The organism is Sphingomonas sp. P3_C6, assembly GCF_056402595.1.
This window is the reverse complement of the sequence record NZ_JBFUHB010000006.1, coordinates 1-14,736: the sequence shown is the minus strand read 5'-3', so window position 1 is coordinate 14,736 and position 14,736 is coordinate 1. Positions and strand designations below refer to the sequence as shown.

At 61.6% G+C, this 14,736-nt stretch carries 13 protein-coding genes, 1 tRNA gene and 1 pseudogene; 8 read left to right on the top strand and 7 right to left on the bottom strand.

Annotation, left to right across the window (positions count from 1 at the left end; genetic code table 11):
• The first annotated feature begins 147 nt into the window (after positions 1-147).
• Together AC1DT7_RS08760 and AC1DT7_RS08755 are read left to right on the top strand one after the other, a co-directional pair.
• Positions 148-1,779 (top strand): long-chain fatty acid--CoA ligase, encoded by a 1,632-nt coding sequence (locus AC1DT7_RS08760; protein WP_478035554.1) that lies wholly within the window; start codon positions 148-150, stop codon positions 1,777-1,779.
• The gene (locus tag AC1DT7_RS08755; RefSeq protein ID WP_478035553.1) at positions 1,776-2,924 is read left to right on the top strand and encodes a CaiB/BaiF CoA transferase family protein; all 1,149 of its coding nucleotides are present in this window, start codon (positions 1,776-1,778) and stop codon (positions 2,922-2,924) included. Before AC1DT7_RS08760 ends, AC1DT7_RS08755 begins: the two co-directional genes overlap by 4 nt.
• A gap of 10 nt (positions 2,925-2,934) precedes the next feature.
• Here the strand turns inward: AC1DT7_RS08755 and AC1DT7_RS08750 are convergent, their stop codons facing one another.
• The gene (locus AC1DT7_RS08750; protein WP_478035552.1) at positions 2,935-3,840 is read right to left on the bottom strand and encodes an MBL fold metallo-hydrolase; all 906 of its coding nucleotides are present in this window, start codon (positions 3,838-3,840) and stop codon (positions 2,935-2,937) included.
• Between the two features lie 35 nt (positions 3,841-3,875).
• On the bottom strand, positions 3,876-6,149 hold the full coding sequence (locus tag AC1DT7_RS08745) for a TonB-dependent receptor (RefSeq protein ID WP_478035551.1): 2,274 nt from the start codon (positions 6,147-6,149) through the stop codon (positions 3,876-3,878).
• Positions 6,150-6,643: 494 nt separating this feature from the next.
• On the opposite strand from AC1DT7_RS08745, the pseudogene AC1DT7_RS08740 reads away from it, so the two are divergent.
• Positions 6,644-6,868, top strand: a pseudogene (locus AC1DT7_RS08740) (transposase); the annotation flags it as partial.
• Between the two features lie 158 nt (positions 6,869-7,026).
• On the opposite strand, the gene AC1DT7_RS08735 reads toward AC1DT7_RS08740, so the two are convergent.
• Positions 7,027-7,111, bottom strand: a tRNA-Leu gene (locus tag AC1DT7_RS08735).
• A 460-nt stretch (positions 7,112-7,571) separates the two neighbouring features.
• On the opposite strand from AC1DT7_RS08735, the gene AC1DT7_RS08730 reads away from it, so the two are divergent.
• From AC1DT7_RS08730 to AC1DT7_RS08710, 5 genes are all read left to right on the top strand, one after another.
• Complete coding sequence (locus AC1DT7_RS08730) at positions 7,572-8,072, top strand: Ros/MucR family transcriptional regulator (RefSeq protein ID WP_478035550.1); 501 nt, start codon at positions 7,572-7,574, stop codon at positions 8,070-8,072.
• Positions 8,073-8,250: 178 nt separating this feature from the next.
• Positions 8,251-9,258: an alpha/beta hydrolase gene (locus tag AC1DT7_RS08725; protein WP_478035549.1), complete on the top strand. Its 1,008-nt coding sequence runs from the start codon at positions 8,251-8,253 to the stop codon at positions 9,256-9,258.
• A gap of 254 nt (positions 9,259-9,512) precedes the next feature.
• Positions 9,513-9,854 (top strand): hypothetical protein, encoded by a 342-nt coding sequence (locus AC1DT7_RS08720; protein ID WP_478035548.1) that lies wholly within the window; start codon positions 9,513-9,515, stop codon positions 9,852-9,854.
• A 221-nt stretch (positions 9,855-10,075) separates the two neighbouring features.
• Positions 10,076-11,653, top strand: coding sequence for an alpha-N-arabinofuranosidase (locus tag AC1DT7_RS08715; protein WP_478035547.1), 1,578 nt, complete (start codon positions 10,076-10,078; stop codon positions 11,651-11,653).
• A gap of 226 nt (positions 11,654-11,879) precedes the next feature.
• The gene (locus tag AC1DT7_RS08710) at positions 11,880-12,665 is read left to right on the top strand and encodes a class I SAM-dependent methyltransferase (RefSeq protein ID WP_478035546.1); all 786 of its coding nucleotides are present in this window, start codon (positions 11,880-11,882) and stop codon (positions 12,663-12,665) included.
• A gap of 15 nt (positions 12,666-12,680) precedes the next feature.
• Here the strand turns inward: AC1DT7_RS08710 and AC1DT7_RS08705 are convergent, their stop codons facing one another.
• The 4 genes from AC1DT7_RS08705 to AC1DT7_RS08690 form a co-directional block, all read right to left on the bottom strand.
• Positions 12,681-13,082, bottom strand: a complete 402-nt coding sequence (locus tag AC1DT7_RS08705; protein ID WP_478035545.1) for a hypothetical protein — start codon at positions 13,080-13,082, stop codon at positions 12,681-12,683.
• Positions 13,083-13,197: 115 nt separating this feature from the next.
• Positions 13,198-13,731: a DUF805 domain-containing protein gene (locus tag AC1DT7_RS08700; RefSeq protein ID WP_478035544.1), complete on the bottom strand. Its 534-nt coding sequence runs from the start codon at positions 13,729-13,731 to the stop codon at positions 13,198-13,200.
• A gap of 95 nt (positions 13,732-13,826) precedes the next feature.
• Positions 13,827-14,255 carry a DUF805 domain-containing protein gene (locus AC1DT7_RS08695; RefSeq protein ID WP_478035543.1) on the bottom strand — a complete coding sequence of 143 codons (429 nt, stop codon included), beginning with the start codon at positions 14,253-14,255 and terminating at the stop codon, positions 13,827-13,829.
• Between the two features lie 168 nt (positions 14,256-14,423).
• A partial coding sequence (locus tag AC1DT7_RS08690; RefSeq protein ID WP_478035542.1) for an integrase core domain-containing protein occupies positions 14,424-14,736 on the bottom strand: 313 nt, incomplete at its 5' end.

Below are 14,736 nucleotides of genomic sequence, written 5' to 3'. Positions count from 1 at the left end.
TTGCGAAATGCTTGACGATCGAATTACCCGTAGGTAGGCGCTGTAAGCGAATTGTGCCGCCTGTTCCCGTTCGCCAATGTGCAACCGTCAAGGTGTCAACGACAAGATCAGGCTCCCCGAAGACAGGAAGCTGGGAGAGTAAGATAGATGAATTCTACGCCGATCCTGTCAGGCCTGATGCAGCAAAATGCACTGACGGTGGACCAGTTTCTGTCATTCGCCGCACAATGGCACACCGATACAGTAGTCGTGGCCAAGCGGGTCGATGGCTCATCCGAACGCTCCAACTATGGCGAGATCGCCTCTCGCGCACGGCAGCTATCGGGAGCACTTCTCGCCGACGGCATCCAACAGGGTGATCGCGTCGCGACGCTGGCGATGAACCACATCCGCCATATCGAAGCATGGTATGGCATCATGGGCATCGGCGCGGTCTGCCACACGGTCAATCCGCGCCTGTTCGATGAACAGATCATCTATATCATCAACCATGCGGGGGACCGCATATTGATGGCCGATGCCGCATTCCTGTTGCTGGTGGCGCGGGTCCTGCCGCACTGCCCGACAATCGAACGGGTTCTGGTCATTCCCGATGGCTCGCCCGAGGCAGCAGGGTTCGCAACCACCGACTATGAACAGTTCCTCGCCTCGGCAGGAGACGCGCAAGCGCCATGGGGCGGCTTTGAGGAATCGACGGCCTGCGGCCTGTGCTACACGTCGGGAACGACCGGCGATCCCAAGGGGGTGCTTTATTCGCACCGGTCCAATTATCTCCACGCGCTCGCCACGCTGCAGCACGCTTTCCTGAACTTATCGGCGCAGGATGTGGTCCTGCCCGCAGTGCCGATGTTCCACGCTAACGCCTGGGGCATCGCCTTTTCCGCACCCGCCGCCGGGTCGAAGCTCGCACTCCCCGGCGCGCGTCTCGACGGGGCGTCGTTGCACCGGCTGATCGAGGAGGAGGGCGTGACCTTCGCGGCAGGCGTCCCGACCGTGTGGCAGGGGCTGCTCCAGCATCTCGAAAAGACCGGCGGCACGCTGAGCTCCGTCAAGCGCATCCTGATCGGTGGGTCCGCCTGCCCGCCCGCGCTGATGCGCGCGCTGGAGGACGATCATGGCGTGGAGGTGCTTCACGCCTGGGGCATGACCGAAACCTCACCGGTGGCGACCAGCAACGCGCCGACTCCGTCGACACTGGCCTTGCCGCGCGATGCCCGCAATGCGCAGGCGCTCAAACAGGGGCGCCCGATGTTCGGACTCGGACTTGCGCTCAAGGATGAGAACGGCGGCATCCTGCCGCATGATGGCAAGACGCCCGGCCATCTGTTGATCCGCGGCGAAACCGTGGCCTCAGGCTATTTCAAGGGCGAGGCCAGCATCGTCGACGAGGACGGCTGGTTCGACACCGGTGACATCGCGACCATCGACACCCACGGCTTCGTCCAGATCACCGACCGGGCGAAAGACCTGATCAAATCGGGCGGCGAATGGATTTCGTCGATCGAGATCGAGAATGCCATGATGAGCCATCCCAAGATCGCGGTCGCGGCAGTGGTCGGCCTGCCGCACGACCGATGGGGCGAACGACCATTGCTCATCGTCCAGTTGAAGGCGGGAGAGACGGCGATCGCCGACGAGATGCTTGGCCATCTGCAGGACAAGATCGCCAAATGGTGGATGCCCGACGAGGTTCGCTTCGTCGACGCGATCCCTCTAGCCGCGACCGGCAAGATCGACAAAAAGTTCATCCGCGCGACGGTGGTCGGGGCGGCGGCGTGAGCGGTCCGCTCACCGGCCTCCGGATCGTCGAGTTCGCGGGCCTCGGCCCGACCCCGTTCGCCTGCATGATGCTGGCCGACATGGGTGCCGAGGTTCTGCGCATCGAACGGCTGGGTGCCGACAATTTCGGCGGCGGTGATGAACGGCATAATTATCTCAATCGCAGCCGCGCCTCGATTGCGCTCGATCTGAAATCCCCGACGGGAGTCGCGCTTGCCCGCGACCTGATCGATCGCGCGGATGTCGCCATCGAAGGGTTCCGCCCGGGCGTGATGGAACGGCTGGGCCTCGGGCCTGATCCGGTGATGCAGACCAATGACCGGCTAATCTATGCGCGCATGACCGGATGGGGTCAGGACGGCCCGCAGGCGAACAGGGCCGGGCATGACATCAACTATCTGTCGATGACAGGCGCGCTTTACCTGATGGGTCCGTTCGACGGCCCGCCAACGCCCCCGATCAACATGGTCGCGAACTATGGCGGCGGCGGTATGTTGATGGTCACCGGCGTCCTTGCCGCCCTCGTTGAGCGTGGGATCAGCGGGCGCGGCCAGTTGGTCGACGCGACGATGATCGACGGCGCATCCCAGATGATCACCCAAATCTATTCCTGGGAGCAGATGGGCCGTTGGCGACCGGGCCGTGGCGGCAATTTGCTCGATGGCAGCGCCTATTTCTACCGCTGCTACGAATGCAGCGACGGCAAGTTCGTCGCCGTTGGCGCGCTGGAACCGCAATTCCACGACAATTTCCTAATAGGCCTTGGGATCGACCCGGCGGGCTATGGCGATCACCTCGATCCAGCATCATGGCCTGAGCGAGCGACGGCCATCGCCGCGATCATCCTCACCCGCACCCGCTCCGAGTGGGTGGACGTCTATAAGGCGGTCGATGCCTGCCTGACCCCGGTGTTGAGCCCGGAGGAGGCAGTGACCGATCCGGCCAATATCGCCCGGCACGTCCATGTCGAGATCGACGGTGCGGTTCAGCCTGCACCCGCGCCAAGATTTGGTCGTACGCGGTCGGAGATATCAAGCGGGCCACCGCTGCCCGGCGAACGCGGTGCCGATCGCCTGCGCGATTGGGGGGTCAATGCGGAGCAGATCGACCGGCTGGTCAGCCAGAACAAGCTGCTGGCGGCCTAAACGGGCGCAATCAGGTTTTGAGGGTTGGCGATAGGATCGGGCGAAAGCCAGTGCCTTCGCGCGCTACCCGGACGAGGTGGTCGCCACCGAAATGCGCGGGGATCAACAGGGCTTCGCGATCGGCAGCCTGACCCAGCACGCGGCGACGGGTTTCGCGCGCCTGTTCGGGATGCTCGCAGAAAATGCTGTTCCATTCGGGTTCGTAGATTTGCGCCGGATGGTGAACGATGTCGCCGCAGAATATGGCATTAGCGCCGTCCGAACTAACATGCATCACCATCGAACCGGGCGTATGACCGGGATGCGCATTGAGCGTGATATGCGGTGCAACCGCGAACCCGTCCTCGGCCCATTCGGCGCGTCCGGCCTCCAAAATCGGGCGAATGCTATCTTCGAACATGCCGGCATTTACGATCGTACCGATCTCGCCCGGCCCCGGCCCCGCAATCAGCGGGTCCCAATACTCCCGATCACCGATCGGGAGAATATAGCGCGCGTTGCGGAATGTCGGTTCCCATTTTCCGTTAACCAGCCGCGTATTCCAGCCGACATGATCGACATGAATGTGCGAGCAGACAACGATGTCGATATCCTCGGGCTGGAAGCCCGCGCGGGCAAGATTGCCGAGGAAATCGGTCTGCAGATTGCCGAAGATCGGGAGGTTTGGTCGGTCCTTATCGTTCCCCGCTCCGGTGTCGAACAGGATGCGTTGAGTGCCGGTATCGAGCACCCAACTCTGCAGGAACGCAAACAGCTTGCCCTGGCCCGGGTCGTAAAAGTCGGGGACGAACTCTTGCTCGTGCGGGTCCCACCCTTCGGGCGTGAACCCTGAAAAGAGTTCGCCGGGGGATGAAAATGTTCCGCGCCACTCTTCGATGCGGTGAACCCGAACATCGCCAATGCTGAAGCGATCCATTTTAGCTCCCGACGAAAGCGACGGTCAGGTTGGCCTCAGAAGTTGAAGCCAACCGTCGCGCCATAGGTTCGCGGCGGCATCACCGATCCGACGCGTGGGAAAGCATAAGTCGCAGCTGCAACGATATTATTCGCAATCACGAACTTGTCGGTCAGGTTCTTGACCCAGGCACCGACCGTGAAACGATCATCCCGAGCATGGAAAGTTAAACCCGCATTGGCGAGGAAATAAGACTTCTGCTCTGCATCGCGGTTGTTGAACTCGCTGAAATACACCAACGACTGCCACTTGGCATCGCCGTTGATCGTGACCTTGCTGTCGCCGAACGGAATATCATAGGCAAAACCTCCGCCGAACGAATATTTTGGCGCGTTGGGTAGGCGTTTGCCACTCAGGTCGACGAGGCCGGGGTCTGACGGACAAGTAGCGTAGGAGATGCTCGGACGCGCCGGAAAGGCCGCGCCGTAATAGGCATTACAGAATTTCTTGAACTTGGCGTTTAGGTACGAAGCGTTGGCATTGATCGAGAAATTATTCGTGACCTTGCCCTCGAGTTCGAGTTCGCCACCGAAGTTGCGCGCGGACGCGGCGTTGATCGTCTGGACGATGCTGTTGGAATTGACGAAACTAACCTGCAAATTACTGTAATCATAATAGAATACCGCGCCGCTGAACAAGATGCGGTTGTCGAACAGCTTCTGCTTGAACCCCGCTTCGTAGCTCCACACCGTCTCCGGATTGACCGCAGCGTCGGTGCTTCCGACGTTGATAACACCCGACTTGAAGCCCTTGGTGACACTTGCATAGACCATCGTCGTGTCGGTCGGGCGATACTCGATCAGGGCCTTTGGCGTAATCGACGACCAGCCCTTCGACACGTCGGTCGGGATGTTGATCCCGATAGCGTCGAAACGGAAATAGCCGACACCCTTGCGATGCTCGTAATTATAACGCGCGCCGGCAGTTAACTTGACGGTCGAGGTCAGGTCGAAAGTACCCTGCAGATAGGCCCCATATGCATCGATCTTCACTTCACCGTTCTGTTCATATGCACCGGCGTCGAAGGTATTGGCTGGCAGGCCGAACAACACGCCGAGGTTGGTCGTAGGCACCAGAACCTGACCATTAAGCTTTTCGTGAAAGTACATCGCACCGCCGAGCAGGGTGAAGCCGTTGCCCTGGTAGTTGACCGTGACTTCCTGGCTCGCCGAGCGGCTCTTTTCGACATAATTATTCTGGCCTGCGACGTTCACTTGTGACGAGTCGAGATCGTCGCGCTGGAAGCGGTCAAACGTGCGGTAGGCAGTGATCGTCTTGATCGAGGCGTTGCCCAGATCGAAGTCCAGAGTGCCGGTTGCGCCATAACCCTTGCGACGGTTGATCGCTTCTTGATCGGAATAGATGTTACGCAGGTTAGGGTTTTCGCCGATCGAATTGTAATAGCCGATGATCGTTTGGCCCCCGATCGCGGTGTGCGGCATGCCATTTTCAGGCACGACCGACGGTCCGAAATAATGGAACGCGTAGTTATTATCGTTCTCATGGAAGTGATCGAGAACCACGGTCGCCTTGATAGTGTCGCTCAGCTTGCCGATGACCGTGGCGCGCAGTGAATAGGCATCGCGATCGTCCACGTCATCGCCGGTGAACAAATTCTTGCCATAGCCGTCGCGCTTTTCATACTTCCCGGCGATACGTACCAGAAGCCTGTCGTCGCCGGTGACGCTGCCGCCGATGGCACCTTCGAGAATCTTGGTGCTATAATTGCCATAGGTAGCCCGGAAATAACCCTTCAGCTCTTCCGTCGGCTTTGCAGTGACCATATTGATCGCACCCGCAGTCGCACCGCGGCCGTAAAGGATCGACTGGGGGCCGCGCAGCACTTCAATCTGTTCAAGATCGAAAAAGCCGCTGAGCTGTTGCGCCGGACGAGGCAGGAGAGCGGCGTTCTGCAGGAATGCAACCGCGCCTTCGCCGCCGATATCGAAATTGTTGAGCCCTACCCCGCGAATGAAGGTGCGGTTGACGCCGAATTGATCACCAATCGAGACGTTGGGGACGACCACCTGAAGATCGCCGATGTTCTGGATGCCACCGGGGCCAATATCGTCGCCCTTGATCGCTGTAACAGCAGCGGCAATGCGGCTCAGCGGGGTGTTCGTCCGCGTCGCCGTTACGATGATGTCGGTCGGCTCGGCGACATCAGCCGCCGCGTCCGGCGCAGCGGTTGCCTGCGCAATCGCGCTGGTTGGCGCAAGGAGCAGCATGGCCAACGTGGCGTGGCAAAAATATTGAACGTGGCTTTTCATTCGACTCCCCTAAAATTTGCTCTGCGTATCGCCGCAGCAGTCTTATATACTCGCTGGTATATCTAGCATTCTAACGGTAATCAAGCGGCTATTAGGATGAAATCGAGTAGGACCTGGATGGCTCACTCTGGACCGATCAACGAAGGCGATTTCGCTCTGATCAAGACCGAAACGATGGTGCGCAGGATGGGCGATCTTTCGCATTTCTCACTGACGGCGTCAGGTGCGTGCTCGCGGATTGGAGCTCTCGCCGGCTGGCCTCTGGCACCGTTCCTGTCGGCCGAAACGCACGCTTAAAGTGCGCCGGTGCTGCAATCTTCATAAAGCCGGACAAATGCTTAGACTTTTACGCCAGGGAAAGCCTGGCTTCTTGAGTTGGCGCCGTAAAAGCGAATGCCAGCCATTGAGCCGCCGGACCTGCTGCCCGTTTCCTGGACCGTTTTGAGCCGGGAAATTCCAGTTTAGGATTGACGGTCAGGTGACGGAGGTGAACGCTGAAGAGATCGAAGTTCACTGATGCGCAGATCGCGTTCGTGTTGAAGCAGGCCGAGGATGGCACGACGATCGGTGAGGTTTGCCGCAAGGCCGGGATCAGCGACGCGACATTTTATGCGTGGCGCAAGACATACGGCGGGCTGATGCCGTCGGAGATGCGGCGGCTGCGGCAACTCGAGGATGAGAATGCCAAGTTGAAGCGACTGGACGCGCGGATGGCGATGGCCGCATCCCGGACATGCTGCCACGTGCCAGCATGACAATGGCGTTCGATTGTCATTTCGGGCAGCGGAGCGCGGGACGTGCGACCCCAGGCGATCCGCATATGCGGACTCCCGCCCCCCCCCCCTGCGGTGAACCTAAAAGAGACTGCTATTTTTGATGGTGCGGGCGGTCGGAATCGAACCGACACTCCTTGCGGAACCGGATTTTGAGTCCGGCGCGTCTACCAGTTTCACCACGCCCGCACGATCCCGGCCAGGCCGGGAGCGCGCAGTTAACCGGGCCTCGCCGCAATTTCAACCCGCGCGCCGTCGATAGGAGCCTGTGCAGGCAGGCGGGGAGTGCCTTCGCCAGATCGGATCATATTTCGCCCCAGCCCGGATTTCAGCGCAGTTCCCGTCATTTGGCGCAATCATGAAGTTGCGTTCATCTTAGAGACAGATTGCGCACTCTAGCGCCCAAAAATCGCGCGGTGACCGCCAAGCAATCGCGAAGTGTCGGTGTACGACAGATCAGAATTATGGCTGCCGACCCGTTGTTATCGATATCACCTACGCTGACCGATATCGCCGCCCTGCATCAGTTATATGTCGGCCTTGTTTCTACTGAAAACGAGAGCATAGAGGGTGCAGAACAATTCATGTATTGCTGTTGACGCCACCGACAATCGCGCTAATGGGCTATATATCCAGTTTGGAGGTAATTATGGCTGACGACACTTCAGATCTCAACGCAACCGAGCTCGCGACCGAGCTGACCATTGCGTGGCTTGGCAACCCCAACAATCGGGTTTCCGCCGATGAAGTGCCGGCCTTTCTGCAAAAGATGCATGCGACCGTAACTGCGCTCGCCAGCACCGGCACCGAGGAAGCGGCACCGGAAGCGACGACCGAACATGTTCCCGCCGTCACCGTGCGCAAGTCGCTCGCGTCGAAGGACCACATCATCTCGCTGATCGACGGCAAGCCCTACAAGACGCTGCGCCGTCATCTGTCGGGTCATGGCCTGACCCCGGACGATTACCGCGCACGCTATGGTCTGAAGTCGGATTATCCGATGGTCGCCGAAACCTATTCGGAGGCGCGTCGCGCCATGGCAAAGAAGATCGGCCTCGGTCGCAAGCCGGGCCCGCGCAAGGCAGCTGCCCCGACCGACGGCACCGCAGCCCCCAAGGCACCGCGCGGCCGTCCGAAGAAGACTGTCTGAGCTTTTCGGAACGTCACAGCAAGGGCGGGCAACCACATGGTTGTCCGCCCTTTCTTTTTCCACGTGAGAAACGTGGAAACCCGCGCGCGGATCCGCCATCGGGAGAGATGACGGAACGACTGTTTCGGCCAATCCGCCGCTCAGCCGCCCTGAACCGATGACGAGCTGGAAACCGACCATGACCGACGGACCGCCTGGAGTGAGACTGGAAGAGCGGGTGGTGCCGTTTCCGGCCTCGATCAGTGGGGAAGCGCGATCGGCACTCGAACGTCTCGTGCGTGACGATGGGATGCCGCTCAACGCGCTGCACGTAATGCCGCCGCCCGAAGATCATGATGCATGGAGTCGCATCAAGCAGGCGGTCGATGCGCAATATGCCAGGGCCGTGGAGGGGCTCGCAGGAAGCCTCCGATCCACCGTCAGGACAGTCGAGGCCGGCACTGCGACCATCCATATCGCGACGCCGGCGACATCGGCCGTGACTGATCGCGCCTATATCGATCTCCATGGCGGGGCGCTGACGTTCGGCGGCGGCGATGCCTGTCGCGCCGGGGCACGGATGCAGGCCGATCAGCACGGCGTCCTCTGCTACGGCATCGACTATCGCCTGCCGCCCGAACATCCCTATCCCGCGGCGCTCGACGATTGCATGACGGCCTATCGCTACGCCCTCGACCGCCATGAGCCGGAGGACATCATCGTCGGCGGCAGATCGGCGGGCGGCAACCTCGCCGCCGCGATGATGCTTAGGGCGCGGGACGAGGGCCTTCCGATGCCGGCGGCCCTGGTGCTGCTGTCGCCGCAACTGGACCTGACCGAGTCCGGCGACAGCTTTCAGGTCAATCGCATGGTGGACGTGGTCCTGCCGGGGTCGCTTCAGTCGAACAATCGGCTCTACGCGAATGGGGCCGATCTCACGCATCCCTATATTTCGCCGCTTTTCGGCGACGTCACCGGCTTTCCCGCCACTTTTCTCCAGAGCGGCACGCGCGATCTTTTCCTGTCGAATGCCGTCCGGCTGCATCGCCTGCTGCACCGCGCACGGGTGCCGGTGGAACTGCATATTTTCGAAGCGATGCCGCATGGCGGGTTCATGGGCGGCACGCCCGAGGACCGGGAACTGACGGAAGAGGTTGCTCGCTTTGTCCAGTCGCATTGGCGGACTCCCACTGCCGGGACCGTATAGTAGGGAAGCCTATCGGGCGTTTCGCGTCCGCCGATCGAGAGGCGGAGCAACGCCGCCTCGGTCGCCCCTGCCGCGGGCGGAAGGGACCCTAAACCGAAACGGTAACGCCCCATCCGCGAAGCTGAACGAAGCCCGCGACCGGGCGACAGATCGCGACACTTTCGCGGGTAAAACGGCACAATTCTGCAACAGGCGGGTTCCAGTACATCCATGGCGCCCAACGAGGGGCCAAGGAGTGAGAAAAGGAGTTTGTAATGCGTAAGGTACTGATCTCGATCGCAATGCTGTCAGCGACGATGGCCGCCGTTCCGGCTTCCGCTCAGGCATGGCGCATGCAGCCGCGGGTCCAGCGCGAAATCCAGCAGGACATCAACCAGCTGCAGAACCAGATCCAGCGTGCGCAGCAGCGCCGCACCATCTCGCAGCGCGAGGCGATCGGCCTGCGCCGCGACGCGACCAACCTGCAGCGCACCTACAACAATTATCTGCGCGGCGGCCTCAACCGCACCGAGGTGTCCGCGCTCCAGAACCAGGTGAACCGCATCCACCTGAAGCTGCGCCTGGAGCGCCGCGACTGGGACGGCCGTCGCGGCTGAGGCTTGCGCCGGACGTAGATGAGGAGGGGCGTCACCACGGTGGCGCCCCTTTTCTGTGTGGCCGACGCAAGCCCCGTAGTCACGACACCCCCTCCCGAGGAACACGCCTTTGCAAGAGTAATGGTCCCCCATTCCTGCGCATGCCTGACCGGCACGGCGTCGCTCCTCCTTGTGATCCTATAGGATTCTCTATACTTGTCCGACAATAAAAGGGAGAGGACATGATGAGGAAGAGAATCATTGCCACGCTGCTGGCATGCGTGGCCATGGGACCATTACCGGCGCTGGCGCAGACCCAGCCGGCCGCCCCGGCGGCAACGCTGACGATCCATGCCGACCAGCCCGGCGCGACGATCGATCGCCGCATCTTCGGCCAGTTCGCCGAGCATCTCGGCACCGGCATCTATGGCGGCGTCTGGGTCGGGCCAAATTCGAAGATCCCCAACACCCGCGGCATGCGCAACGATGTCGTCGCGGCGCTGAAGGCGCTTCAGGTGCCCGTCGTGCGCTGGCCCGGCGGCTGCTTCGCCGACGAATATCACTGGCGGGAGGGCATCGGCCCGCGCAACCAGCGCCCCACCAAGGTCAACACCCATTGGGGCGGCGTGACCGAGGACAATGCGTTCGGCACGCATGAATTCATGGATTTCGCCGAGCAGATCGGCTCCGAAGTCTATGTCTCGGGCAATGTCGGGAACGGCACCCCGGCCGAGATGGCCGAATGGGTGGAATATATGACCGCACCCGCCGGCAGCCTCGCCGATCTGCGCGCGAAGAACGGCCACAAGGCGCCGTGGAAGCTCGAATGGTTCGGCCTCGGCAACGAGCTATGGGGCTGCGGCGGCAATATGCGCCCCGAATATGCGGCCGACGTGACCAAGCGCTATTCGACCTTCGTCAAGCTGCCCAAGGGCACGAAGACGATGAAGATCGCCAGCGGTGCCACGCACAATGCCGAGCCCTGGGCCGAATATAACTGGACCGAAGTGATGATGCGGGAGGCCAGCAAGGAAATCGACGGCACCGGCGTCCATTATTACACCTTCCCGGGCGGCGAGCGGCACAAGGGATCGGCGACCGATTTCGACGAGGAAGCCTGGGCCCGCACGCTGTCAAAGACGATGCTGATGGACGGCTATCTCGACGGCCATGAGAAGATCATGGACAAATACGACCCCTCCGGAAAGAAGATCCTGGCGGTCGACGAATGGGGCGCCTGGCACGATCCGACGCCGGGCAGCAACCCGGGCTTCCTGCAGCAGCAGAACACGCTGCGCGACGCGGTGGTCGCCGCGCTCAACATCAACATCTTCGCCAAGCATGCGAAGCGCGTGAAGATGGCGAACATCGCACAGATGGTGAACGTGCTCCAGGCGATGATCCTGACCGACGGGCCGAAGATGGTGCTGACGCCCACCTATCAAGTGTTCGAGATGTACAAGCCGTTCCAGGACGCCACCTTCGTGCCGATCGATCTCAAGTCGAGCTGGTATAACAAGGATCAATGGGCGATCCCGGCGGTCAGCGCCTCGGCGGCCCGCGGCACCGACGGCCATCTCTATATCGCGCTGGTGAACGTCGATCCCAACCGGCCGGCATCGGTCTCGGCCGCCCTGGCCGGCGTCACCGGCACCAGCGTCACCGGCCGCATCCTCACCGCCGCGACCATGCAGGCACACAACGACTTCGGCGCGCCTGACGCGGTCAGGCCGGCCGCCTTCAGCGGGGCGCAGATCGCGGGCGGCACGCTGAACGTCAGCATCCCGGCCAGGTCGGTGGTGATGCTTCAGGTGCAATGAGCCGGAAGCGGGGTGCGCCGGTGGCGTACCCCGTCATGGCGGGGTGCCTGAGCCCCGCGCCAGCCCGGAATCAACCCTCCTGTCCCCCAGGTGACCTGCGCAATTTCCCCGGGGCCACATCATTCGACCTTCCCCTTGCCGTCAGATCGGAACGCAAAGCCGGTAGGCACCACGTCGCTTGATTGCTAAGCGCCCGGTGCACAGGGCAATTCAGGGTGGAGCGTTGATGACTACCGGTTCCGGTCCAGACAGTAACGCCGCCTCCCCCTATGCCAAGCCGCGCGCAATCCAGTCTCTGGACGAATGCTATTTCTATCACACGATGGACGTTCCGGGCCACGGCACCATCAAGGGCGAATGGGACCTTCGGGGCTCGGTCGATGACTATCTCGGCCACTTCGATTTCGCGAACAAGCGCGTCCTCGATGTCGGCGCAGCCTCCGGCATCCTGAGTTTTCATATCGAAAAACAGGGCGCGGACGTCGTCTCGTTCGATCTTTCGGAGAATTTCGACTGGGACATCGTTCCCTTCGCCGACAATAACAACGACGCGACGCGCAGCGAGCGTCGCAGCCATCTTCGCAAGATCAACAATGGCTATTGGCTATGTCATCAGGCCTTCCAGTCGAAGGCGCGGATGGTGAATGGCGTGGTCTATGATATTCCGCGCTCCATCGGGCCGGTGGACGTGGCCGTTTTCGGAAGCATCCTGCTTCACTTACGCGATCCGTTTCTCGCACTCGAAAATGCGGCACGCCTCACGCAGGAAGCCATCATCGTCTCGGATCTCTCGCCCTTCGGCAAATTCGCCAGCAGGTTCAAGAGAAACCCCAAATTCATGCCGCGCGGCCTGAAGCCGAACGGAATCAATGACGGATGGTACAGGCTTCCGCCCTTGCTGGTGCGCGAATATCTCGCGATCCTGGGCTTCAAGAACAGCGTGTTGACGTGGAACAACTTCAGATACGGCAACCGTATCCGCCCGATCTACACGATTATAGCGCGCCGATGATGTAACTACCGCCGCTCAGGATTTGGGCCTGGTATAGGGAACGAACTCGCCCAGCGTCACGAAACCGTGCTCGATCCGCGACGCGTTATCCAGCAGCCGGATCGAATCCAGGCTGCAGAGCTGCGATCCGCTCGTCCGGCTGACCAGGATGTCGTCGCTGTCCAGCGATTCGGCCCCGATGCGCGGCCGGTTCACATAAAGCGTACCGCCGACCTCATAGACGATGGCGGTCCCGTCGATCACCTGGCTCGACCCGATGGCCGGCTGGCTGAGGCAGTTGACGGGCGCGCCCGCGACACGCCCGGCGATCGCCTTCGCAAGCGCCGCCTCGCCCGCCTTGTTGTCGCGCTGTGCCGCGATGGCCGGCATGGCCGCCCCGATCAGGGCCGCGCCGAGGATGAGATAAGGCAAACGCATGATCATCTTCCCGTTCCAGTTGATGAAGGGAAGATGGTGGCAGCCGCCCCGGCTTTCCAGCCAAACCTTGGTATGGCCGCCCCGCCCGGCCCAGCCGCCGGGCGGGGCGCACAGTCTATTCGAACGTCTCGGCGAGCTGCTCGGTCGAAACCCCCTTGGGGTCGGGGCCGAAGCGGTTCGGGCCGTTGGTGCCKGCGCTGCAATACCAGACGAGCAGCACGATCCCGCAGATCAGGCCGACCAGGAACGCCAGCCCGCCCACGATGGCGAGGGCCGGCATACCGCCGGCCATACTGCCGAACATGATCGCGAAGCCGAGCACATAAGGAAGCAGCGGCAGCAGGATCCACCAGCCGCTGCGGTCGATATCGTGCAGGCGCCGCACCGAAACCGCCAGGCCGGGGATGAACGTGGCGAGGATGAAGAGATTGGCCAGCACGCCGCCGGTGACGGCTGCGCCATAATTATAGACGCCCGGCACCGCGCCCGGCCCGACATTGGTCCGGCCACCAAGGCCAAGCACCGAATCGAGAATGCTGAGGATGATCGACGCCACGACGACGAACAGGATCCACATCCAATATTCCTTGCGCCGCGACCTGCCGTTGAACTGCGCGTAGCGCTTAAGCGGCAACAACATCCATTCCATTGCTGTCTCCCATTCGTCCCGCGCCTGTCGCGCGGCGCAAACCTGCGCCCAAAAAACCGGGACGGCAATGTCGGAAAGCGGAGATGGGCCGGCGCTCAGTCGAACACGCGCGACAGCCGCTCGACACCATCGGGATCGAGCGGGTCCGGGCCATAACGATTGTCGCCCTTCGTGCCCGGAAGGCACATGAAGACGATCATCACCAGCCCGCCGATATAGGGAATGAAGCCGAGCAGGACGAACCAGCCGGTGAGATCCTGGTCGTGGAACCGCCGCACGGAAACGGCGAGCGACGGCACGATGATCGCCAGCCAGGCAATGATCCCCACGCCGAAGAACAGGAAGATCGCGACCGGAGACGCCATAGTTTCCGGATTCGCCCTAAAATCCATGAACGCGAACATGGCAAAAACGACCAGCACCACGGCCACCGTCAGGCCCAGGCTGAACATCCAATATTCCATCCGCCGCGACCGGCCGGTGAAATCGGCATAGCGCTTCAGCGGCAGCAACATCCAATACATGACCGACACCCCCAGAAAGCCACAGCCGGACGACGCGCCCAGGGGTCATGATGACGGCGGCGACCACGCCCGGCAAGCCTCGCAGCATGGGCAGCGTCCAGCCTTGGGCGTTCTCTATGAACGCAGCGCGATCGATAACAGGTGACGTGCTCCCCTGAGTGTTACCACTCAGAGATAGAGTCCTTGCCCTTTGTGCGGGCTGGTTGCTGACATGGCAACGGCCATGGGGGCATGCCCCCATGGCCGTTGGCCGGCGATCTCGGCGGGAGTTTTTCCGCCCAGTTTCGAGTGTGGCCTGACGTTGTTGTAGTCGTCACGCCAGGCCGCCAGTACCCGGCGCGCATGCGCTAGTGACCGGAACAGCGTCTCGTTGAGACATTCGTCGCGCAAGCGGCCGTTGAAGCTCTCGACGAAGGCATTCTGCGTCGGCTTCCCCGGCGCGATGTAATGCCATCCCACCTTGCGCTCCTCGGCCCATTTG